Here is a 22429-nt window from a genome sequence, read left to right on the forward strand (position 1 = left end):
CCCGCATATAGACAAGGTGAAAACTCTCTAATGGCCGATTGGCAGTCCCTCGATCCCGAGGCCGCTCGTGAAGCGGAAAAATATGAAAACCCTATTCCTAGCCGCGAACTGATCCTGGCGCACCTCGCCGATCGTGGTTCGCCTGCTAGCCGTGAGCAGCTGGTTGAAGAATTCGGTCTGACCACCGAAGACCAGCTCGAAGCCCTGCGCCGCCGTTTGCGTGCGATGGAGCGCGACGCTCAGCTGATCTACACCCGCCGTGGCACCTATGCGCCGGTCGACAAGCTCGACCTGATCCTCGGCCGCATCGCCGGCCACCGGGACGGCTTCGGCTTCCTGATCCCGGATGATGGCAGCGACGACCTGTTCATGAGCCCCGCGCAAATGCGCCTGGTGTTCGACGGCGACCGTGCGCTGGCGCGTGTTTCCGGCCTGGACCGTCGTGGTCGTCGTGAAGGCGTGATCGTCGAAGTGGTGTCCCGTGCCCACGAGTCCATCGTCGGCCGTTACTTCGAAGAAGGCGGTATCGGCTTTGTCGTGCCGGATAACCCGAAGGTCCAGCAGGAAGTGCTGATCACCCCGGGCCGCAATGGCGCCGCCAAGGTCGGCCAGTTCGTCGAGGTGAAAATCACCCACTGGCCAACTGCGCGCTTCCAGCCCCAAGGCGATATCGTTGAAGTGGTCGGCAACTACATGGCGCCGGGCATGGAAATCGACGTCGCGCTGCGCACCTACGATATTCCCCACGTCTGGCCCGACGCTGTGCTCAAGGAAGCCGCCAAGCTCAAGCCGGAAGTCGAAGACAAGGACAAAGAGAAGCGCATCGACTTGCGCCATCTGCCGTTCGTCACCATCGACGGCGAAGACGCCCGTGACTTCGACGATGCGGTCTACTGCGAAGCCAAGCCTGGCAAACTGCGCCTGTTCTCCGGCGGCTGGAAGTTGTACGTCGCGATTGCCGATGTGTCCAGCTACGTGAAGATCGGTTCGGCCCTGGATAACGAAGCCCAGGTGCGCGGCAACTCCGTGTACTTCCCTGAGCGCGTGATCCCGATGCTGCCCGAGCAGCTGTCCAACGGCCTGTGCTCCCTGAACCCGAAAGTCGACCGTTTGGCCATGGTGTGCGAGATGACCATCTCGAAAACCGGCGAAATGACCGACTACCAGTTCTACGAAGCGGTGATCCATTCCCAGGCGCGCCTGACCTACAACAAGGTCAGCACCATCCTGGAAACGCCGAAGACCAGCGAAGCCAAAGCCCTGCGTACCGAGTACGCCGACGTGGTGCCGCACCTCAAGCAGCTGTACTCGTTGTACAAAGTGTTGCTGGGTGCCCGTCATGTGCGTGGCGCGATCGATTTTGAAACCCAGGAAACCCGGATTGTCTTCGGTTCCGAGCGCAAGATCGCCGCGATCACCCCAACGACGCGTAACGACGCGCACAAGCTGATCGAGGAATGCATGCTGGCCGCCAACGTGGCCACCGCTGAATTCCTGAAAAAGCACGAGATTCCAGCGCTGTACCGGGTGCACGACGGCCCGCCGCCGGAGCGCCTGGAAAAACTGCGCGCCTTCCTCGGTGAGCTCGGCCTGTCCCTGCACAAAGGCAAGGACGGCCCGACGCCGAAGGACTACCAGGCTCTGTTGGCCAGCATCAAGGACCGTCCGGATTATCACGTGATCCAGACCGTCATGCTGCGTTCGTTGAGCCAGGCGGTGTACAGCGCCGATAACCAGGGCCACTTCGGCCTGAATTACGAGGCGTACACCCACTTCACTTCGCCGATCCGGCGTTACCCGGACCTGCTCACGCACCGCGCGATCCGCAGCGTGATCCATTCCAAGCAGAACACTCCGCACGTCAAGCGCGCCGGTGCCATGACCATTCCGAAGGCACGGATCTATCCGTACGACGAAGCGGCCCTGGAACAGTTGGGCGAGCAGTGCTCCATGAGCGAGCGCCGCGCCGATGAAGCCACCCGCGATGTGGTGAATTGGCTCAAGTGCGAATTCATGAAGGATCGCGTGGGCGAGTCGTTCCCGGGTGTGATCACCGCCGTGACCGGTTTCGGCCTGTTCGTCGAGCTGACCGACATCTACGTCGAGGGTCTGGTGCACGTCACCGCCTTGCCGGGTGACTACTACCACTTCGACCCTGTGCATCACCGCCTGGCGGGCGAGCGCACCGGGCGCAGTTTCCGCCTGGGTGACACGGTAGAAGTACAGGTCATGCGCGTCGACCTCGACGAACGCAAGATCGACTTCGGTATGCCTGACAAGCCGGCCGAGCCTGCGGGTCGCAAAAAGCGTGGCGGCGAAACCACCGCACCGGCCAGCAAAGGCAAAGGGGCTCCTGCGAAAGCGGCGGCCGCCGAGCCTGCGCCGGCCAAGGCTGGTCGTCGTTCGTCGGCCAAGGAAAAGGCCCCGGAAGCCTATCGCCCAAGCGACGCTGCGGCGAAAAATGCCGAGCTGCGCAAGAGTCGCGAGTTGAAGCAGCAGTTGCTCAACGAAGCCAAAAGCGGTGGTAAAGCGGCGTCTGGGGGAAAGTCCCAAGGGGCGGAAAAACCCTCGAGCAAACCCAGTAAACACCGTAAAGGCCCGCCCAAAGCGGGTTCGGCCCCCGCGAAAAGCGGCGGGTCGCGCAAACCTAAGGCCAAGCCATGAGTCTGGAAAAAATCTACGGCGTGCATGCCGTAGAAGCACTGCTGCGTCACCACCCCAAGCGCGTCAAGCAAGTGTGGTTGGCGGAAGGTCGCAGCGAGCCACGCGTGCAGGCGCTGGTCGAGTTGGCCAACCAGAACAAGGTTGCCATCGGCCAGGCTGAACGCCGTGAAATGGACGTATGGGTAGAAGGCGTTCACCAAGGCGTGGTTGCCGACGTCAGCCCGAGCCAGGTGTGGGGCGAGGCCATGCTCGACGAGCTGCTCGACCGTACTGAAGGCGCGCCGTTGCTGCTGGTGCTGGACGGCGTGACCGACCCGCACAACCTCGGCGCCTGCCTGCGTTCGGCGGATGCCGCCGGCGCGCTGGCGGTGATCGTGCCTAAAGACAAGTCGGCGACCCTCACGCCGGTCGTGCGTAAAGTCGCCTGCGGCGCGGCGGAAGTGATTCCGCTGGTGGCCGTGACCAACCTGGCGCGCACCCTGGAAAAGCTCCAGCAACGCGGCTTGTGGATTGTCGGCACGGCGGGGGAGGCTGAAGTCAGCATCTATGACCAGGACCTCACCGGCCCGACCATCCTGATCATGGGCGCCGAAGGCAAGGGCATGCGTCGCTTGACCCGTGAGCATTGCGATTACCTGGTGCACTTGCCGATGGCCGGTAGCGTCAGCAGCCTGAACGTTTCGGTGGCAACGGGCGTGTGCCTGTTTGAAGCCCAGCGTCAGCGCGGTGCCAAGGCGAAGGCCAAGCCCAAGAAGTAAGCCAGGCCTGGCCTGGATCAAACTGTGGGAGGGGGCTTGCTCCCGATTGCGGTGAGTCAGTCACAACATCTGTAACTGAAACACCGCCATCGGGAGCAAGCCCCCTCCCACATTTGTTTTTGTGGTGTTTGGGGGATTGTTCAAATAATCACCAATCACCTTGCGCCGCTCCTTCCCCTTCTCTACAATTGCGCCCCTTGCCCACCTGGCAGGCACGCATGTGCCTCCCCTGCGGCAAGATCCATAAGTGTCATTCACTCCTTGTCTGACCGTTTTTGAGCGGCAGGCTACAACCCGTAAGGAGCATTCATGCGTCATTACGAAATCATCTTTTTGGTCCACCCGGATCAAAGCGAGCAAGTCGGCGGCATGGTTGAGCGTTACACCAAGCTGATCGAAGAAGACGGCGGCAAAATCCACCGTCTGGAAGATTGGGGCCGTCGTCAACTGGCCTACGCAATCAACAATGTTCACAAGGCTCACTACGTGATGCTGAACGTTGAATGCACTGGCAAGGCCCTGGCCGAGCTGGAAGACAACTTCCGCTACAACGATGCAGTGATCCGTAACCTGGTCATCCGTCGCGAAGAAGCCGTTACCGGCCAATCCGAGATGCTCAAGGCTGAAGAAAACCGCAGTGAGCGCCGTGAGCGTCGCGACCGTCCTGAGCACGAAGGCGCTGATAGCGCTGATAGTGATGACAGCGACAACAGCGATAACGCTGACGAGTAATCCACGGACCTTTTAAGGAGCCTATCAAATGGCACGTTTCTTCCGTCGTCGTAAATTCTGCCGCTTCACCGCTGAAGACGTGAAAGAGATCGATTACAAAGATCTCAACACTCTGAAAGCCTACGTATCCGAGACCGGCAAAATCGTTCCAAGCCGTATCACCGGTACCAAAGCACGTTATCAGCGTCAGCTGGCCACCGCTATCAAGCGCGCCCGCTTCCTGGCCCTGCTGGCCTACACCGACAGCCACGGCCGCTGAGACCGGGCAGTCGACAAGTAGTAAGGGATTGAATGCATGCGCGCCTTAGCTGAGTTCATCATGCGCGGTCGTATGCAGGCCACTCTGGTAGTGGCTGGCTGTGCGGCATTGCCGTTGCTTTATTGGTTGGGTGCTGCCGCAGGTTGCCTTGTGCTCCTGCGGCGCGGTTTGAAGGACGCTCTTGGCGTTCTTGCCCTGGGTTTGTTGCCGGCCTTGATCTGGTGGCTGCAAATGGGTGATCCACGGGTACTTCTGGTACTGCTGGGGTCATCGAGCCTTGCGTTGGTTTTACGCGCAAGTGAGTCCTGGGTCCGCACGCTGCTGGTCAGCGTGGCATTGGGGTTGGTGTACTCAGTGATGCTTGGCGCGGCTTTCCGCCCGCAAATCGAGGCGCTGGCGCAGGAAATCGTCAAGATCCTGCCGCTGGCCCTCGGGGATCTCTACCAGCAATTGTCGGTAGATGAGCGAGCGCGGTTTGCGTCACTGATTGCGCCGGTCCTGACCGGCCTGATTGCGGCTTTGTTGCAGGTTGTCAGCGTGCTGAGCCTGATTCTTGGGCGTTATTGGCAGGCGTTGTTGTACAACCCGGGTGGTTTTGGTCGCGAATTTCGCAGTATCAGAATTCCTGCGGGGCCGGCGATGTTGCTGCTGGCGTGCATGGTTGTCGGGCCGAACTTCGGTCCACAGATGGCCTTGTTGGCGCCGATTTGCAGCGTACCGCTGGTGTTTGCCGGGCTGGCCCTGATTCATGGGCTGGTTGCGCGCAAGCGCCTGGCCAGGTTCTGGCTGGTGGGGTTGTACGTCACGCTGTTGCTGTTCATGCAGCTGATCTATCCGTTACTCGTGGTTTTGGCCATTGTCGACGGCCTGATTGATTTTCGCGGACGTCTGGCGTCGAAAGATGCCGATAGCGCGAACGGTGAAGGTTAAAAGTTAGAGGATTTTCACATGCAACTGATCCTTCTGGAAAAAGTCGCCAACCTGGGCAACCTGGGCGACAAAGTGAACGTTAAGGCCGGCTACGGTCGTAACTACCTGCTGCCATACGGCAAAGCCACCGCTGCAACCGCTGCCAACCTGGCTGCGTTTGAAGAGCGTCGTGCTGAGCTGGAAAAAGCAGCAGCAGACAAAAAAGCTTCGGCCGAAACTCGCGCTGCCCAACTGGCTGAGCTGGAAGTGACTATCACTGCCACCGCCGGTGACGAAGGCAAGCTGTTCGGTTCGATCGGCACCCACGACATCGCTGATGCACTGACCGCCTCCGGCGTTGAAGTGCAGAAGAGCGAAGTTCGTCTGCCGAACGGCACCATCCGCAACGTAGGCGAATTCGACGTGGCCGTGCACCTGCACGCCGAAGTTGAAGCCACCGTACGCGTTGTCGTGGTAGCAGCTTAAGCCGCACCTAACTGACTGGCACCTCGCGTGTCAGCCGGTTAACATCGGGCACGATCCTGTTTACAGGTCGTGCCTTTTGTTTTTCTACACACCCCTAAATTCCAAGTGGCCATGAACGAAATCTCCGCTCCTGAGCAATACGATCTGCAAACCGCTGCCCTGAAGGTGCCGCCGCATTCCATCGAGGCCGAACAGGCCGTGCTCGGTGGCTTGATGCTGGACAACAACGCCTGGGAACGCGTGCTGGATCAAGTCTCGGACGGGGATTTCTATCGTCATGACCACCGCCTGATCTTCCGTGCTATCGCCAAGCTGGCCGACCAGAACTCACCGATCGACGTGGTGACCCTGGCCGAGCAACTGGACAAGGAAGGCCAGACCTCCCAAGTCGGCGGCCTGGGTTACCTCGGCGAACTGGCGAAAAACACGCCGTCCGTCGCCAACATCAAGGCCTATGCGCAGATCGTCCGCGAGCGCGCCACCCTGCGCCAGTTGATCGGCATCAGCACCGAAATCGCCGACAGCGCCTTCAACCCTGAAGGCCGCACCGCCGCCGAGATCCTCGACGAAGCCGAGCGCCAGATCTTCCAGATCGCCGAAGCCCGCCCGAAAACCGGCGGCCCGGTCAGCGTCAATGACCTGCTGACCAAGGCCATCGACCGCATCGACACCTTGTTCAACACCGATGCCGCGATTACCGGTATTTCCACCGGCTACACCGACCTCGACGAGAAGACCAGCGGCCTGCAGCCGTCCGACTTGATCATCGTGGCCGGCCGTCCGTCGATGGGCAAGACCACCTTTGCGATGAACCTGGTGGAAAACGCCGTACTGCGCAGTGACAAGGCGGTGCTGGTGTACTCCCTCGAGATGCCAGGCGAATCGCTGATCATGCGTATGCTTTCGTCACTCGGCCGTATCGACCAGACCAAAGTGCGTTCCGGCCAACTCGAGGATGACGATTGGCCGCGCCTGACCTCGGCGGTCAACCTGCTCAACGACCGTAAGCTGTTCATCGATGACACTGCCGGTATCAGCCCGTCCGAAATGCGCGCGCGCACCCGTCGCCTGGTGCGTGAACACGGCGACATTGCGTTGATCATGATCGACTACCTGCAGTTGATGCAGATTCCGGGTTCCAGCGGCGACAACCGCACCAACGAGATTTCCGAAATCTCTCGGTCCCTCAAGGCCCTGGCCAAGGAATTCAACTGCCCGGTGGTGGCGCTGTCCCAGCTCAACCGTTCCCTGGAACAACGTCCCAACAAACGTCCGGTGAACTCCGACTTGCGTGAATCCGGCGCGATCGAGCAGGATGCCGACGTGATCATGTTCGTGTACCGCGACGAGGTGTATCACCCCGAAACCGAGCACAAGGGCATTGCCGAAATCATCATCGGCAAGCAGCGGAACGGGCCGATCGGCTTTATCCGCCTGGCGTTCATCGGTAAGTACACACGCTTCGAGAACCTCGCGCCGGGCAGCTACAACTTCGATGACGATGAGTAATCGGCTTCAGGCGTTTGCCTGAGGGAGCGCACCGAACAGCGCCCTCACCGTGGGCTCGTTGTATTGGTAGTTCCAGCGCAACTCGGTACCGGCAGGGATATCTTCACTGGCAAAGAATGCACTGAGGAAAAAGTTGTCCCTGGGTTGCTCGGCAATCTGTGTCGTGACGTTGAACCGCGCAACCTCTACGTTATAGCCCGTGGATGCCTGCCTGACCGGCAGATTTGCTTCGTACTCAAAAATCGTATTTATTCGCGAAAGTACGTTGTCACCCGACAAAATGACCGGCTGTGGTGCAGCGGGAATGGGTTCAAAAGGTTTGACGTCGATCAAATAGGGATCCTGCCGATAAGCCGCCACATAATACGGCACCAGTTCCCCGCCATAGACGCCGAGCGCCTCACCTTTTATCAGCGGCTTCCTGCTTATGACGGTCTGCTCGCCGATCATCACTGCCTCCTGCACACACTTTTGGTGGGCTGCGGTGAAGGGTGTCACTTCTAGTTTGTCTTCATAGAGGCGTGCAACCCGTTCATACCCTTCCCACTGCAAAAAAGGCAGGATCAGTTCCTTGCTGAAAGTTTGATCGGACGTGAGCGATTTGCTGCGGATTTGTATGCTTCTAATCCGCAATGGGCGACCTGTTAAATCGCGCAGGGGGTAGCGGCCATTGTTGGCGCGATCATAAATGCGTCGATAGTTCTGGCTGTGTTGATAGCTTCGTGTGGACCGCATGGTCTCCATCTCCTGCGGCGTATACAGGCTGTTGACCGTGCCTTCTTCTGCTGAGTCGTATTCGCTGGATGAGTGCGCCGACTCAAACTCGTCGCTAAGCTCCATCGGCTCTCCCGACGGCAAAGCAGCCGCTTGCATGCCACCCATCAACCCCTGGCTGCTCGGATCGATATCCCAGCCACCGGAGGTTTTTGCGCGCAGGTAGGGCCGGTAAGCCCGGAACGGGCTGCGGGCATCGATCAGTCGCAATTTCTGCCCTTCGGCTTTGACCTGAAAGTAGTTCCCGCCCTCCAGGACGTAATAGTGATAGCCACCGTTGGGCAGCGGAGCTGACTGATGGATACCATCAGCGCGCAGCGTCAGGCCTGCCGGGGCGGTTTGCGTGGCGAACAGTGGATCAAGCGCAATCCCGAGGGCCTGCATGGGCGCCGTTGGGGCTAGCCTGGCGAGCGGCGGCAGCGGCGGTTTGGCGATCATTGCCAGGCTATGCTGGTGGATGGCTTGTTTGAGCGTGCCTGCATTCGACTCACGCAAAAGCGCGCTGCGCTCGGCCTCGGTCAGCGTATGTTCCAGCGCGCTGAACAGCGTGCTCGGTGCATGCAGCTCTGTCGCCTCGGCGTCCTGCACGGGGTACTGTTCGCCCTGGCGGATCAGGATGTGACGCACACTGTCCTGTTCGCTGCCAATATGTCCCAGCAGCGGGCCGCTGTTATCATTCTCGTACACTTCGATGCGGCGTGCGCCTGGCCAGCCTGGCAACTGTTCCAGAGTGTGCAGCACCAGTGGCACGCTCTCGTTACTGCTCATCGAATCGAGAAAAATGCCTTTGTGGATGCGTGCGCTGCGCGCCACGTCGCGGTATTGGGTGGCTTCCCACTCTTGTGTTGACGGCAGTTTTTTCTCCTGGTGCAGGTGTTGCCGTTCCTGCGGGCTGAGGGTGGTTTCCATTTCTTCAAGGTGACGCTTGGACAGTTCGGGCATGGTTACGCGAAGGTCCTGTTCAACCTGGCTAACGGGTTCCTCGCCGTGGCTATCGAGCAACGAAAACAGGCGCTGGCGTTGTGCCGGAACGCTTTCCAGCAGGCGTGAGGCAAGGTTTTCGACCGGGGTGAAATAGTCGATGTACAGCGCAGGTAGCAGTTGATTGAATTCTTCCCGCGGCATCTGCTCCTCCAGTGCATGCAGCAGTTCGCCTTTTCTGAAGCGTGAAGCGCTCACCTCGATCGCGTTGGCGCCGCTACCGTGGCTGATCAGTACCTGTTGCCGTTCGTCGACGATTTTCAGCCGCCGGGTCGCAGGCCATTCCGGCAATGCACACACCAGGTGGAACTGGATGAAGGGGGACTGCGGTGTGACCTTAGTGCCTTCGGCGCGATCGAGGTTGAAATCGGCGATCTCCTGGTCCAGGTTGAAGTGCTTGATCGTGTCCCGCAGCAACGGCGGCGGCCTCAGCATATCCTGGTGGAGCTCGCGCAGGCCGGCGCTGTCCATGCCGCCGAGCAGCAGGATCGGCTCAACGGCGGGCTGTTTGATCGAGGCCCCGTCCGGTCCCAGGCGTTGGATCAGCTTGAGGTTGTTCCAGTCGGCGGGCGTCTCATGCTCGGCGCGCCATCCGCCGACAGAGTTGCCCCGCACGGGCGGCGCGTACGCGTCGGGGTCGGTGGGGTGGGACAGCTGCCATTGCTGGCTATCGGGCGCCCGTTGCAAGGCATGAACCTGATCATCGAGCTTCAGGTAATGCCGCTGCGCATGTTTATACAAACCCTGCTTATCCGCGACCAGGCTGTCGGGCAGCACTTTGGGATGCCGATAGGGGGTCAGGTCGGGGTTCCACAGGCGCAAGCCCTTGTTGGCCACGTGCACTTTCAGCAGTTTTACACCGAAGCCGGCGGTCTTGACCACGCCTGCGGTGGCGACTGCCATCGCGACGTCGTCCACCGCGTCGAGAAAGTCGTTCAAGGCCTCTTCGCTATCGCCGCGGCTCCAGGCGGCGAAGCCGTCATAGACGGTATTGAGCAGTTGCAAGGCGCTGACGGCCAACAGCACTTCACCGACGATTGGAATGAATGACGCGGCAAAAAACAACAGTGACTTACCCAGTTCCAGATAGCCCTGCAGACGCTTCTGCCGGCTCACCAGGTCGACGTCGGCAGTGGGCACCGCCAGGATGCGTGCGTCATTCCTGATCTGGATGATGCGTTGCGTAGCCATGTCCTGAAACACATGCGTACGGACCGGGGTCAGGCTGAGCGTGCTCACCAGGCTCGGGCGCGCATTCAGCGACGGTCGCGGGGCCAGATGCAACAGGCTGTCCTGATGTTGCAACGGTACCAGGCGAGTGAAAAAAGCCAGGTACTGCGGCTGTTCCAGGCGTTCGGCCAGGCCGTGGTAGAGATCCTCCCAGGTTGGATGCAGGCGAAACGCCGCGCTGGGGTCCTGGGGTGTGTAGAGAACCATCGGCAGCCCGATCGCCGACGCCTGAATCACCATGACATTGGGCAGAACAACATCCTGGAGGGTCAAAAGGCTGCACCGTATGTCGATGTTATTTCCAGTGGTCTGGAGGCTGCGCAGCTGCAGAAACTGCCAGGTGGTGAACGCCTTCTGCAGGTAGGCGATATGCAGTGCGACCCCAAAGGCAAGCTGCTCTTGACTGGACAAGAGTTGCATGACCTCGGCGGCGGTACGGGACGTGCCGGAGTTGGGCGCGGGTTCAAGCACGTTATCGATATGCGCGAGGTACTGGCTGCCGATATCCAGGTTGCGGCAGACGCTGGCGAAGCGTGTCGCAGCAATAATGCTCAGCACTTCGCCGGTGGGGCCGGGATTGTAAATGGCGGTGCCTGTTTCCATGCCGCCGGTCTCGGCTTCGGTCGCTTCGAAATTCTGCAGGGCCGCTTCCAGCAGCGTCTGCCGGGTGGTGCGGGCGTGTGTACGGATCAGGCCCAACAGGTGATGGTTTTTCCATTCACGGGACAGGATGGCGTTTTCATCGTCCTGCAAACCGAAAAACTCGGTTCGCAGGGTCTGGCGTAACAAAGGCCGGGCAAACTCCTCGGGGTTCTGCAGTTCATCCATCAGGGCCTTGAGGTCGTGCCTGGCCTGATTGCTGCTGATCAGGTCGCGGCGAAAATCGGCGAGCTGCGAAGCCGGCGCCTGGGTCAGCCAGGCCGGTAAGTTGGATTTGATGAATGCCTTGTGGGGCGATTGTGGCAAGGGACTGCTCATGGGCTAGGCCATCCGGAGTGATGATTGACCTGCCGCAGATTACCCATGGAATTTTCGATCAACGGTTAACGGATTAGCCCCCGCGCGTTCTATTAAAGGAGCGTGGTCTGCAGCCCCGTGAGCCTATGGCTTAAAAGCCGACCGCCATCGTCGGAATTGGTCAAAATTTGTGCTATATTCCGCGCCCGCGATTTTTCATCTCAACACCGGTCACCGTCATGCAAACAGCCAAGCCGTTATTTGACTATCCCAAGTACTGGGCCGAATGTTTCGGTCCTGCGCCATTCCTGCCGATGAGCAGGGAGGAGATGGATCAGCTTGGCTGGGATTCATGCGATATCATCATCGTCACCGGTGATGCCTACGTTGACCATCCGTCGTTCGGCATGGCGATCATCGGCCGGCTGCTGGAGTCCCAGGGCTTTCGCGTCGGGATCATTGCCCAGCCGAACTGGCAGTCCAAAGACGACTTCATGAAGCTCGGCGAGCCGAACCTGTTTTTCGGCGTCGCGGCCGGCAACATGGACTCGATGATCAACCGCTACACCGCCGACAAGAAAATCCGTTCCGACGACGCCTACACCCCAGGCGGCATGGCCGGCAAACGCCCGGACCGCGCCAGCCTGGTGTACAGCCAGCGCTGCAAGGAAGCCTACAAGAACGTGCCGATCGTGCTCGGCGGCATTGAGGCCTCCCTGCGCCGCATCGCCCACTATGACTACTGGCAGGACCGCGTGCGCAACTCGATCCTGATCGACGCCACCGCCGATATCCTGCTGTATGGCAACGCCGAGCGCGCGATTGTCGAAGTCGCCCAGCGCCTGTCGTGGGGCCACAAGATCGAAGACATCACCGATGTGCGCGGCACCGCGTTCATTCGTCGTGATACTCCGGCCGGCTGGTACGAAGTGGACTCCACGCGCATCGACCGTCCGGGCAAGGTCGACAAGATCATCAACCCGTACGTCAATACCCAGGACACCCAGGCTTGCGCTATCGAGCAAGAGAAAGGCCCTGTCGACGATCCGGAAGAAGCCAAGGTCGTGCAGATCCTGGCCAGCCCGCGCATGACCCGCGACAAGACCGTGATCCGCCTGCCGTCGGTGGAAAAAGTCCGTGGCGACGCGGTGCTCTACGCCCACGCCAACCGCGTGTTGCACCTGGAAACCAACCCAGGCAACGCCCGCGCCCTGGTGCAGAAGCACGGTGAAGTGGACGTGTGGTTCAACCCGCCGCCCATTCCCATGACCACTGAAGAAATGGACTACGTGTTCGGCATGCCGTACGCACGCGTACCGCACCCGGCGTATGGCAAGGAGAAAATTCCGGCCTACGACATGATCCGTTTCTCGGTGAATATCATGCGTGGCTGCTTCGGCGGCTGCACCTTCTGCTCGATCACCGAGCACGAAGGCCGCATCATCCAGAACCGTTCCGAAGAGTCGATCATTCGCGAAATCGAAGAGATCCGCGACAAGGTGCCGGGCTTTACCGGGGTGATTTCCGACCTCGGCGGCCCGACCGCAAACATGTACCGCATCGCCTGCAAGAGCCCGGAAATCGAATCCGCGTGCCGCAAGCCTTCGTGCGTGTTCCCCGGCATCTGCCCTAACCTGAACACCGACCACTCCTCCTTGATCCAGCTGTACCGCAGCGCCCGTGCGTTGCCGGGTGTGAAGAAGATCCTGATTGCCTCCGGCCTGCGCTATGACCTGGCCGTCGAGTCGCCGGAATATGTGAAAGAGCTGGTTACCCACCACGTTGGCGGCTACCTGAAGATCGCCCCGGAGCACACCGAGGAAGGTCCGCTCAACCAGATGATGAAACCGGGCATCGGCAGCTATGACAAGTTCAAGCGCATGTTCGAGAAGTACACCAAGGAAGCGGGTAAGGAGCAGTACCTGATCCCGTACTTCATCGCCGCCCACCCCGGCACCACCGATGAAGACATGATGAACCTGGCCCTGTGGCTCAAGGGCAACGGCTTCCGCGCCGACCAGGTGCAGGCGTTCTACCCGTCGCCGATGGCCACCGCTACCGCGATGTACCACTCGGGCAAGAACCCGCTGCGCAAGGTCACCTACAAGAGCGACGCGGTAACCATCGTCAAGAGCGAGGAGCAGCGCCGTCTGCACAAGGCGTTCCTGCGCTACCACGACCCGAAAGGCTGGCCGATGCTGCGTGAAGCGCTGACCCGCATGGGCCGCGCCGACCTGATCGGGCCGGGCAAGGACCAACTGATCCCGCTGCACCAGCCGTCCACCGACAGCTACCAGAGCGCCCGTCGCAAGAACTCGACGCCGGCCGGCAGCCATAAGGTCGCCAAGGAAACCACCACCAAAATTCTCACCCAGCACACCGGCCTGCCACCCCGTGGCAGCGACGGCAGCAACCCGTGGGACAAGCGTGAACAAGCCAAGGCAGCGGCCCAGGCGCGGAACAAGCAGGCGGCGAAGGAACGTACCGATGCGGCGAAGGGCAAAGGCGGCAAGCCTGCGCGTAAGCCGGTTGTGCCGCGTTGATCGCAGCTTAAATATGCAGAACGCCAGCCTCATGCTGGCGTTTTGCTTTCTGGCCGGTGGTGAGCCTGTTTGGTAAGGTGGCGGGCATTGGATCGCTATCGGGAGCAAGTCCCCTCCCACATTCTGACCTGTGAATACATTCAAAATGTGGGAGGGGGCTTGCTCCCGATAGCGCCCGTCCAGTCCCCACCCAAACCAAGGAAGAACGCCCCATGAGCAACCCCCTGCTCACCATCGGCATGGACTCCAACCGCTCCCAGTTCATGGCGCGCCAGCGTATTGAAAGCCAGATCAACCTGCCGCGCCTGTTCGCGGCCATCGACGCCGATCCAGGCATCGTTGGCGCAGGCGTTGTCTACATCGACGCCGACTTCAACGTCATTACCCTGCGCGAATTCAAGCCCATCTGCAGCATCCAGCCCAAGCGCATCATCCTGCGGGAGGCGCAGAAATACGTTGCACCCACACAATTCGCTCAACATGTGACGAGCAACCCCAGAGAGTCCAGGCTGATCGGCGAGGCTGTGAACACCGGTATCTCTTGTCTGGGCGCTGTCATCAGTTGGGCTGCGATTGCCAGCGGTACTCTCCTGGTGCCGTTCAGTGCGGGCGCCAGTTCCGTCGTTGTGGTGATAGGGTACGCGGCGGCGGGCGCGAGTTCGCTGCAATGCATCAATGGCCTTGCCCGCACGACGCTTGAGGTGGCCAAGCCCGAGGTCAACGATTGGCTCGACAGTGAAGGCTGGTACCAGAATGCTTCCATTGTGCTCGACGCAGCGTCGCTGGTCGGCGTGGGCGCTTCGACCCTCACGACGGTCAAGCTGGTCAGGGCCGCTAAAGCCTCGACGGGCAAGAGCCTGCGTGATGTGCTGCGCGGTTTGAATCGCCAGGAAAGAGCCAGGCTGACGAAAGAGCTGCTGAGCATCAACCATCCCAGCTTGACCGCGAAGATGCTCAAGTTGAGGCAGGCGTCGGGTGAACTCACCAAGCGTTTCACCCCTACGCAGCTCAAGCACGGCACAACGACCCAGATTAAGGACGCCCTGAGCGCAGTAGTAGGGTTCGGCGGGAGCGCCTACTCCGGAAACGTCAATACCATCGCGATCGGGCTGTACGAGGAAGTAAAAGAATGGGCGAATTGATGACGCTCCGGGACTTTTTCAGGCATTACTTTCTGACGTTTCTGGGCGGCGTATTTGCGGCGTATTTTTCATTGGCGTTGGCCGTGGCGCTGGCGTTCGTCACCTATTTTGATGATGCGCCCCTTGCTCAAGTCGGGCTCAAGATCATGCTGGCCGGGGCGGTGTTCACGCTGCTGACGGTGCATAGCAACTTTATGATCTTGCGCGGTAAGCCCGCTTGGACATGGGTGATGGTCGGTATCTACGTCGCCTGCCTGCTGTTTGTGTTGCCGATGATCCAATACGGCCCTCATCGTGTTCTTTATGGGTTGGCGCTGGTTTTTCCACTGTTCGGGCTGCTGATACTCAACAGCAAGGGGCAGCGCGAGATGCGCGCCAAACTCGTTGAAATTCGCCACCTGCGCCAAGCCCTCGGCGCCAGGCACAAGGCCCCATGACTGGGTAGATTCGCCACCTCCCTCCAAAGGTTCGCCACAAATATGTGCGGCGGCTGCACCATGGCACGTACGATGGCGTTGTTTTGGTGCTGTACTGCACCGGGCTCCACGATAAAGCGCAATGACTGCCGCTCTGGCATAAGTCTTGCGCGCGTTGTGCCCATGCCCTGGCTCGCAGGAGGCCGCCGTGTCGATTCATGTCGCGTTGCACCACGTTACGCATTACCGCTACGACCGCGCTGTCGAACTCGGGCCGCAGATTGTGCGCTTGCGCCCGGCTGCCCACAGCCGCACGCGGATTTTGTCCTATGCGCTGAAAGTGCTGCCCGAGCAGCATTTCATCAACTGGCAGCAAGACCCCCAGGGCAACTACCTGGCACGCCTGGTGTTTCCGGAAAAGACTGACCAGCTGCGCATCGAAGTCGATCTGGTCGCCGAGATGGCGGTCTTCAACCCTTTCGACTTTTTCCTCGAGCCCTACGCCGAGAACATCCCTTTCAGCTACGCCGCCGATGAGCAGCGCGAACTGGCGCCTTACCTGGAAACCTTGCCGCTGACGCCGAAGTTTGCCGCCTACCTGGCCGGTATCGACCGCACACCGTTGCCGGCCGTGGATTTCCTGGTCGGGCTCAACCAGCGCCTGGCCGCCGATATCGGCTACCTGATCCGCATGGAACCGGGCGTGCAAACCCCGGAATTCACCCTGGAAAACGCCTCGGGCTCGTGCCGCGATTCGGCCTGGCTGCTGGTGCAACTGCTGCGCAACCTGGGGCTGGCAGCGCGGTTTGTCTCTGGCTACCTGATCCAGCTCACCGCCGACGTCAAAGCCCTGGACGGCCCCTCCGGTACCGAAGTGGACTTCACTGACCTGCACGCCTGGTGCGAGGTGTATCTACCCGGCGCCGGCTGGATCGGCCTGGATGCCACCTCCGGGTTGTTCGCCGGTGAAGGGCATATTCCTTTGGCTTGCAGTCCCGATCCGTCGTCTGCCGCACCCATCAGTGGCTTGGTGGAACCGTGCGAGTGCGAATTCACTCACGAAATGTCAGTAGAACGGATCTGGGAAGCCCCACGGGTCACCAAGCCCTACACCGAAGAGCAGTGGCTGGCGATCCAGGCCCTGGGTCGGCAGATCGATGGTGACCTGCTCAGGGACGATGTGCGCCTGACCATGGGCGGCGAACCGACATTCGTGTCCATCGACGACCCCGACGGCGCCGAGTGGAACACCGCCGCCCTGGGGCCGGACAAACGTCGCTTGTCCGCTGAACTGTTCCAACGCCTGCGCAAGCACTACGCGCCCCAGGGCCTGGTGCACTTCGGCCAGGGCAAGTGGTACCCCGGCGAGCAATTGCCGCGCTGGTCGCTTAACTGCTACTGGCGCCGCGATGGGGTGCCGATCTGGCACAACAGTGCGCTGATCGCCGATGAGCAAGCAGACTATGGCGCGGATGGCCTGTTGGCCGGGCGCTTCCTGGCCAGCGTCGCCGAACGCCTCAAGCTACCGGTGCACTTTGTGTTTCCGGCGTTCGAAGACAATTTCTACTACCTGTGGCGCGAAGGTGCGCTACCGCAAAACGTCAGCGCCCAGGACCCGCGCCTGAGCGACGATCTAGAACGCGAACGCCTGCGCAAAGTCTTCGGCCAAGGCCTGGATAAAATCATCGGCCAGGTGCTGCCGCTGGCGCGCACCGCCGCCAATGATCGCTGGCAGAGCGGGCGCTGGTACCTGCGCGACAATCACTGCCGCCTGGTGCCGGGTGACTCGCCGTTGGGTTATCGGCTGCCGTTGGCCTCGCAACCTTGGGTGACGGCAGCGGAATATCCGTTCGTGCATCCGACCGACCCGAATCAGGATCAACCGCAACTGCCGACCACCGCGCAACTGCAAAGCCATGGCGAGCCCGCGCCGAGTGAGGAGCGTGAGCCACAGCTGGATGAATCCGCCGACTGGCTGACCCGCACCGCGCTGTGTGCCGAAGCACGGGAAGGGCGCCTCTATCTGTTCATGCCGCCGCTGGAGCGCGTGGAAGACTATCTGGAGCTGGTGACGGCCATTGAGGCCACCGCTGAAGAACTGCATTGCCCGGTGTTGCTGGAGGGCTATGAGCCGCCGGCCGATACGCGCCTGAGCAACTTTCGCGTCACGCCGGACCCTGGCGTGATCGAGGTCAACGTACAGCCGTCCGCCACCTGGGACGAGTTGGTGGAGCGCACCGAATTTCTCTACGAAGAAGCGCGGCAAACCCGCCTGACCACCGAGAAATTCATGATCGACGGCCGCCACACCGGCACCGGCGGCGGCAACCATTTCGTGTTGGGCGGCGCGACACCCAAGGACTCACCGTTCCTGCGCCGGCCCGACCTGCTGCGCAGCCTGATCAGTTACTGGCACAACCATCCATCGTTGTCCTATCTGTTTTCCGGCCTGTTTATCGGCCCGACATCCCAGGCACCACGGGTGGATGAAGCGCGCAACGACGCGCTGTATGAGCTGGAAATCGCCTTTGCGCAAATGCCCGCGCCGGGCGAAGAGTGCCCGCCCTGGCTGGTCGACCGGCTGCTGCGCAACCTGCTGATCGACGTGACGGGCAATACCCATCGTGCCGAGTTCTGCATCGACAAGCTCTATTCCCCCGACGGCGCCACCGGCCGTCTGGGTCTGCTGGAACTGCGCGCATTTGAAATGCCGCCCCATGCGCGCATGAGCCTCACCCAGCAGTTGCTGTTGCGGGCGCTGGTCGCGCGTTTCTGGCGTGAACCTTACGCGCCACCGAAGCTGGCGCGCTGGGGCACCGAACTGCATGACCGCTATTTGCTGCCGCACTTTATCGAACAGGATTTCGCGGATGTGATCGTCGAGCTCAACGCCGCCGGTTATCCGCTGCGCGCCGAGTGGTTCGCCGCGCATCTGGAGTTCCGTTTCCCCAAGGTCGGCGACTATGCCGTCAGTGGTATCGAGCTGGAGCTGCGCCAGGCCCTGGAACCCTGGCATGTGCTGGGCGAGGAGGGCGCGGTGGGCGGCACGGTGCGTTATGTGGATTCGTCCCTGGAACGCCTGCAGGTGAAGTTGAGCGGCTTGCCGCCGCAACGCTACCTGCTGACCTGCAATGGCATCCCGGTACCGCTGCAGCCCACCGGCCGCGTCGGCGAGTTCGTCGCCGGCGTGCGTTACCGCGCTTGGCAGCCGTCCAACTGCCTGCAACCGACCATCGCCGTGCATGCACCGCTGGTGTTCGACCTGCTGGACACCTGGATGCAGCGCTCGCTGGGCGGCTGCCAGTATCATGTGGCCCATCCGGGCGGGCGCAATTACGACAGCCTGCCGGTGAATGCCAATGAAGCCGAGAGCCGGCGGATGGCGCGGTTTTTCCGCTTGGGGCATAGTCCAGGCAAGCTGGACGTACCAACTGTCGTTATCAACGATGAATTGCCAATGACCCTGGATTTACGCCGCTTCCCCAATAAAAATGATTGAATGCGATCCAAATGTGGGAGGGGGCTTGCTCCCGATAGCGGTCTGTCAGTCAGAATATCTGTTGCTGATGCACCGCCATCGGGAGCAAGCCCCCCCCCACAGGGGATTTGCAGTGTTTGTTGAGTTAACCTGACTTCCCTTGCCTCTGCCGAGCGTTCCATGTCCGATTTGCTCGACCGTTACCCCCTGACCCCAGGCACCTATCACGAACTGCTGGATGACAGCGGCGCAGTGCGTGCCCATTGGCAGCGCCTGCTCGACCACCTGCAACGCAGCACGCCGGCCCAACTGGCCCAGCGCCAGGCATTGCTGACCCGGCAGATTCAGGAAAACGGCGTGACCTACAACGTCTACGCCGACCCCAAGGGCGCCGATCGTCCGTGGGAACTGGACCTGTTGCCCCATGTGCTGGCTGCTGATGAGTGGCAGCACCTGTCGGCCGGTATCGCCCAGCGGGCGCGTCTGCTCAATGCCGTCCTCGCCGACCTCTATGGCCCGCAGCGCCTGATCAAAGAAGGCCTGCTGCCCGCCGAGCTGGTCTTTGGCCACAACAACTTTCTCTGGCCGTGCCAGGGTATCCAGCCGCCGGACGGGACCTTTCTGCACCTGTTCGCCGTGGACCTGGCCCGCACGCCGGATGGTCGCTGGTGGGTGACTGCCGACCGAACCCAAGCCCCGTCGGGCGCCGGCTACGCCCTGGAAAACCGTACCATCGTGTCCCGCGCCTTCCCGGATCTGTACCGTGACCTGCAGGTGCAACACCTCACCGGTTTCTTCCGCACCCTCCAGGACACCTTGGCCCGCCAGGCGCCCGGCGATGACCAGCCGCCGCTGATCGTGCTGCTCACGCCGGGGCGCTTCAACGAAAGCTATTTCGAGCATCTCTACCTCGCCCGTCAGCTCGGTTACCCGCTGGTGGAAGGCGGCGACCTCACCGTGCGTGACAGCACGGTGTTCCTCAAGACCCTCAGTGGCCTGCGCCGCGTCAACGCGATCATGCGTCGCCTGGACGACGACTTTTGCGACCCCCTGGAGCTGCGCACCGATTCGGCCCTCGGCGTACCCGGCCTGCTCGATGCCGTGCGCCAAGGCAATGTGCTGGTGGCCAATGCCCTGGGCAGCGGCGTGCTGGAGTCGCCGGGGCTGCTCGGTTTCCTGCCGAAGATCAACGAGTTTTTATTTGGTGAACAACTGATCCTGCCGTCCATCGCCACCTGGTGGTGCGGTGAGGCGCCGGTGCTGGCCGAGGCGCTGGAAAAGCTGCCGCAGTTGCTGATCAAACCGGCGTTCCCCTCGCAGAGTTTTGCCCCGGTATTCGGGCGCGACCTGAACGCCGAACAACGCCAGGCCCTGGCCGAACGCATGCGCGCGCGGCCCTACGCCTACGTTGCCCAGGAATTGGCGCAGCTGTCCCAGGCGCCGGTGTGGCACACCGTGGATGACCACTTGCAACATCGTGCCATCGGCATGCGCGTGTACGCCGTGGCCAGTGACGACGGCTACCGCGTACTGCCCGGCGGCTTGACCCGCGTGGCCGCCGACGCCGACGCCGAAGTGGTGTCGATGCAGCGCGGCGGTGCGAGCAAGGACACCTGGGTACTCGGCGAACGTGCCCCCGGTGGCGAGCAATGGCGCGCCCAGCGCGCGATCGGCGCACACGACCTGGTGCGCCGCGATCCGTATCTGCCGTCACGCGTGGTGGAAAACCTGTTTTGGTTTGGCCGTTATTGCGAGCGCTGCGATGACAGCGCGCGCTGGTTGCGCATCGTGCTGGCGCGCTATGTCGACGGTGACGATCCGTTGGCGCTACAGGCGGCGGTGGAGCTGGGTGAGAGCCTGCGATTGTTGCCGGATGAAGGGGCGCTTCCCGAACGCTTGCTGGCCGCGTTGCTCGGCGATGATTGGCCGTCGAGCCTGCGCGCCAATTTGCAGCGTTTGCAGTGGGCGGCGTCCCAGGTGCGCGGCAAGTTGTCCCGGGAAAACTGGCAGGCCCTGGTGGAGCTGCAACGCGAAGCCCTGCAATTGGAGAGCGAAACCCCGGACTTCGGCGAGTTGCTGGATTTCCTCAACCGCCTGGTGATGTCCCTGGCGGCGCTGTCGGGGTTTGCCCTGGACGATATGACCCGCGATGAAGGCTGGCGCTTCTTGATGATGGGCCGGCGTATCGAGCGCCTGCAGTTTCTCAGCAGCAGCCTTGCGGCGTTCCTGCGCGGTGTGGCGGTATTCGATCAGGCCGGGCTGGAGTGGTTGCTGGAGCTGGGCAACAGCAGCATCACCTACCGCTCGCGTTACCTGGCGGTGCCGCAACTGATTCCGGTGCTCGACCTGCTGTTGCTCGACGAGCAGAACCCCCATGCGGTGCTGTTCCAGCTGAAACTGGTGAGCCGTACCTTGCGGCGCTTGAACGATGATTTCGGCGTGCCACGGGAAACCGGCCTGGGGCCGTTGGTGGAGCAGTTGGCGCGCTTTGACCTGGGTTGCCTGGAGAACCCGCTGTTCGGTGAATCCAGCGTGCGCGCCGCGTTGGACGGCCTGGCCGACCTGCTGCAAGCGGTGGCCGATGAGAGCGGGCAAGTGTCGGATCGCCTGGCCTTGCGTCACTTTGCCCATGTAGATGATGTCAGCCAGCAAACGGTGTCGGTGTGATGAGTGCGCGCTACCAGATTTTCCATGACACCCATTATCACTACGACAGCCCGGTGTCCCTGGCCCAGCAGCTGGCGCATTTATGGCCACGGCCCTGTGCGTGGCAACGCTGCACCTGGCAAACCCTGGATATCAGCCCGCCGCCTTCTTCACGCCGCGATGAACTGGACGTATTCGGCAACCCGATCACGCGCCTGGCGTTCGAGCGGCCCCATGATGAACTGCTGGTCAATGCCGGGCTGACCGTGGAAGTGCTGGCGCGACCCGCGTTGGACTTCCGGCAATCGCCGCCATGGGACCGAACCCGTGACAGCCTCACCTACAGCAGCCAACCGCTGTCGCTGGAGGTGATCGAAGCCTGCCGCTATCGCTTCGAATCGCCTTACGTGCATTTGAAAAAAACCTTCGTCGAATTCTCCGAAAGCTGCTTCCCGCCTGGCGCGCCCTTGTTGATAGGCGTGCAGGCATTGATGCACAAGATCTTCAGCGAATTCACCTTCGATGCCGAAGCCACGCAAGTTGCCACGCCGCTGGTGGAAGTGCTGGAACGCCGTCGCGGCGTGTGCCAGGACTTCGCCCACCTGATGCTCGCCTGCCTGCGTTCGCGCGGGCTGGCGGCACGCTATATCAGCGGCTACCTGCTGACCCAGCCACCGCCCGGCCAGCCACGGCTGATCGGCGCCGATGCGTCGCATGCATGGGTGTCGGTGTTCTGCCCGGAGTCGGGCTGGGTGGATTTTGATCCGACGAATAATGTGCAGCCGGCGCTGGAGCACATCACCCTGGCGTGGGGCCGGGATTTTTCCGATGTGTCGCCGTTGCGAGGGGTGATCCTGGGAGGAGGGAGCCATGACCCGGAGGTGCGGGTGACGGTAATGCCGCTGATGTAACGGGATCGTTCCCACGCTCTGCGTGGGAACGCCT

The 22429-nt window shown here is 61.4% G+C and carries 14 protein-coding genes; 13 read left to right on the top strand and 1 reads right to left on the bottom strand.

Annotated features, from left to right (window positions below):
* Positions 1-30 precede the first annotated feature (30 nt).
* The 7 genes from rnr (at position 31) to dnaB (ending at position 7317) form a co-directional block, all read left to right on the top strand.
* Positions 31-2664 carry a ribonuclease R gene (gene rnr / locus C4J84_RS02800; RefSeq protein ID WP_124434874.1) on the top strand — a complete coding sequence of 878 codons (2634 nt, stop codon included), beginning with the start codon at positions 31-33 and terminating at the stop codon, positions 2662-2664.
* Positions 2661-3422 carry a 23S rRNA (guanosine(2251)-2'-O)-methyltransferase RlmB gene (gene rlmB, locus C4J84_RS02805; RefSeq protein WP_124365632.1) on the top strand — a complete coding sequence of 254 codons (762 nt, stop codon included), beginning with the start codon at positions 2661-2663 and terminating at the stop codon, positions 3420-3422. Before rnr ends, rlmB begins: the two co-directional genes overlap by 4 nt.
* 309 nt (positions 3423-3731) lie before the next feature.
* Positions 3732-4154, top strand: coding sequence for a 30S ribosomal protein S6 (gene rpsF / locus C4J84_RS02810; RefSeq protein ID WP_003236224.1), 423 nt, complete (start codon positions 3732-3734; stop codon positions 4152-4154).
* A gap of 28 nt (positions 4155-4182) precedes the next feature.
* Positions 4183-4413, top strand: coding sequence for a 30S ribosomal protein S18 (rpsR, locus tag C4J84_RS02815; protein ID WP_002551829.1), 231 nt, complete (start codon positions 4183-4185; stop codon positions 4411-4413).
* 36 nt (positions 4414-4449) lie between these two features.
* A complete protein-coding gene (locus C4J84_RS02820) occupies positions 4450-5343 on the top strand; it encodes a hypothetical protein (RefSeq protein WP_124361031.1) in 894 nt (297 codons plus the stop codon).
* An 18-nt stretch (positions 5344-5361) separates the two neighbouring features.
* A complete protein-coding gene (gene rplI, locus C4J84_RS02825) occupies positions 5362-5808 on the top strand; it encodes a 50S ribosomal protein L9 (RefSeq protein ID WP_003171376.1) in 447 nt (148 codons plus the stop codon).
* A 111-nt stretch (positions 5809-5919) separates the two neighbouring features.
* Positions 5920-7317 (top strand): replicative DNA helicase, encoded by a 1398-nt coding sequence (gene dnaB / locus C4J84_RS02830; RefSeq protein WP_003188079.1) that lies wholly within the window; start codon positions 5920-5922, stop codon positions 7315-7317.
* A 6-nt stretch (positions 7318-7323) separates the two neighbouring features.
* Here dnaB and C4J84_RS02835 read toward each other — a convergent pair whose 3' ends face one another.
* Complete coding sequence (locus C4J84_RS02835; protein ID WP_124434875.1) at positions 7324-11280, bottom strand: dermonecrotic toxin domain-containing protein; 3957 nt, start codon at positions 11278-11280, stop codon at positions 7324-7326.
* 218 nt (positions 11281-11498) lie between these two features.
* Here C4J84_RS02835 and C4J84_RS02840 point away from each other — a divergent pair, with 218 nt between their 5' ends.
* The 6 genes from C4J84_RS02840 (at position 11499) to C4J84_RS02865 (ending at position 22395) form a co-directional block, all read left to right on the top strand.
* Positions 11499-13802 carry a YgiQ family radical SAM protein gene (locus C4J84_RS02840; protein WP_012721927.1) on the top strand — a complete coding sequence of 768 codons (2304 nt, stop codon included), beginning with the start codon at positions 11499-11501 and terminating at the stop codon, positions 13800-13802.
* A 212-nt stretch (positions 13803-14014) separates the two neighbouring features.
* Positions 14015-14944: an NAD synthetase gene (locus tag C4J84_RS02845; RefSeq protein ID WP_124369397.1), complete on the top strand. Its 930-nt coding sequence runs from the start codon at positions 14015-14017 to the stop codon at positions 14942-14944.
* Positions 14932-15381 carry a hypothetical protein gene (locus tag C4J84_RS02850; protein ID WP_124365636.1) on the top strand — a complete coding sequence of 150 codons (450 nt, stop codon included), beginning with the start codon at positions 14932-14934 and terminating at the stop codon, positions 15379-15381. The genes C4J84_RS02845 and C4J84_RS02850 overlap by 13 nt, the downstream gene beginning before the upstream one ends.
* 187 nt (positions 15382-15568) lie before the next feature.
* Positions 15569-18859, top strand: a complete 3291-nt coding sequence (locus C4J84_RS02855; protein ID WP_124434876.1) for a DUF2126 domain-containing protein — start codon at positions 15569-15571, stop codon at positions 18857-18859.
* 159 nt (positions 18860-19018) lie between these two features.
* Positions 19019-21505, top strand: a complete 2487-nt coding sequence (locus tag C4J84_RS02860; RefSeq protein WP_124369399.1) for a circularly permuted type 2 ATP-grasp protein — start codon at positions 19019-19021, stop codon at positions 21503-21505.
* Positions 21505-22395: a transglutaminase family protein gene (locus C4J84_RS02865; protein WP_124369400.1), complete on the top strand. Its 891-nt coding sequence runs from the start codon at positions 21505-21507 to the stop codon at positions 22393-22395. The genes C4J84_RS02860 and C4J84_RS02865 overlap by 1 nt, the downstream gene beginning before the upstream one ends.
* Positions 22396-22429: the final 34 nt, after the last annotated feature.

Origin of the sequence: Pseudomonas sp. R11-23-07 (assembly GCF_003852295.1) — a bacterium.
Classification (GTDB): Bacteria; Pseudomonadota; Gammaproteobacteria; order Pseudomonadales; family Pseudomonadaceae; genus Aquipseudomonas.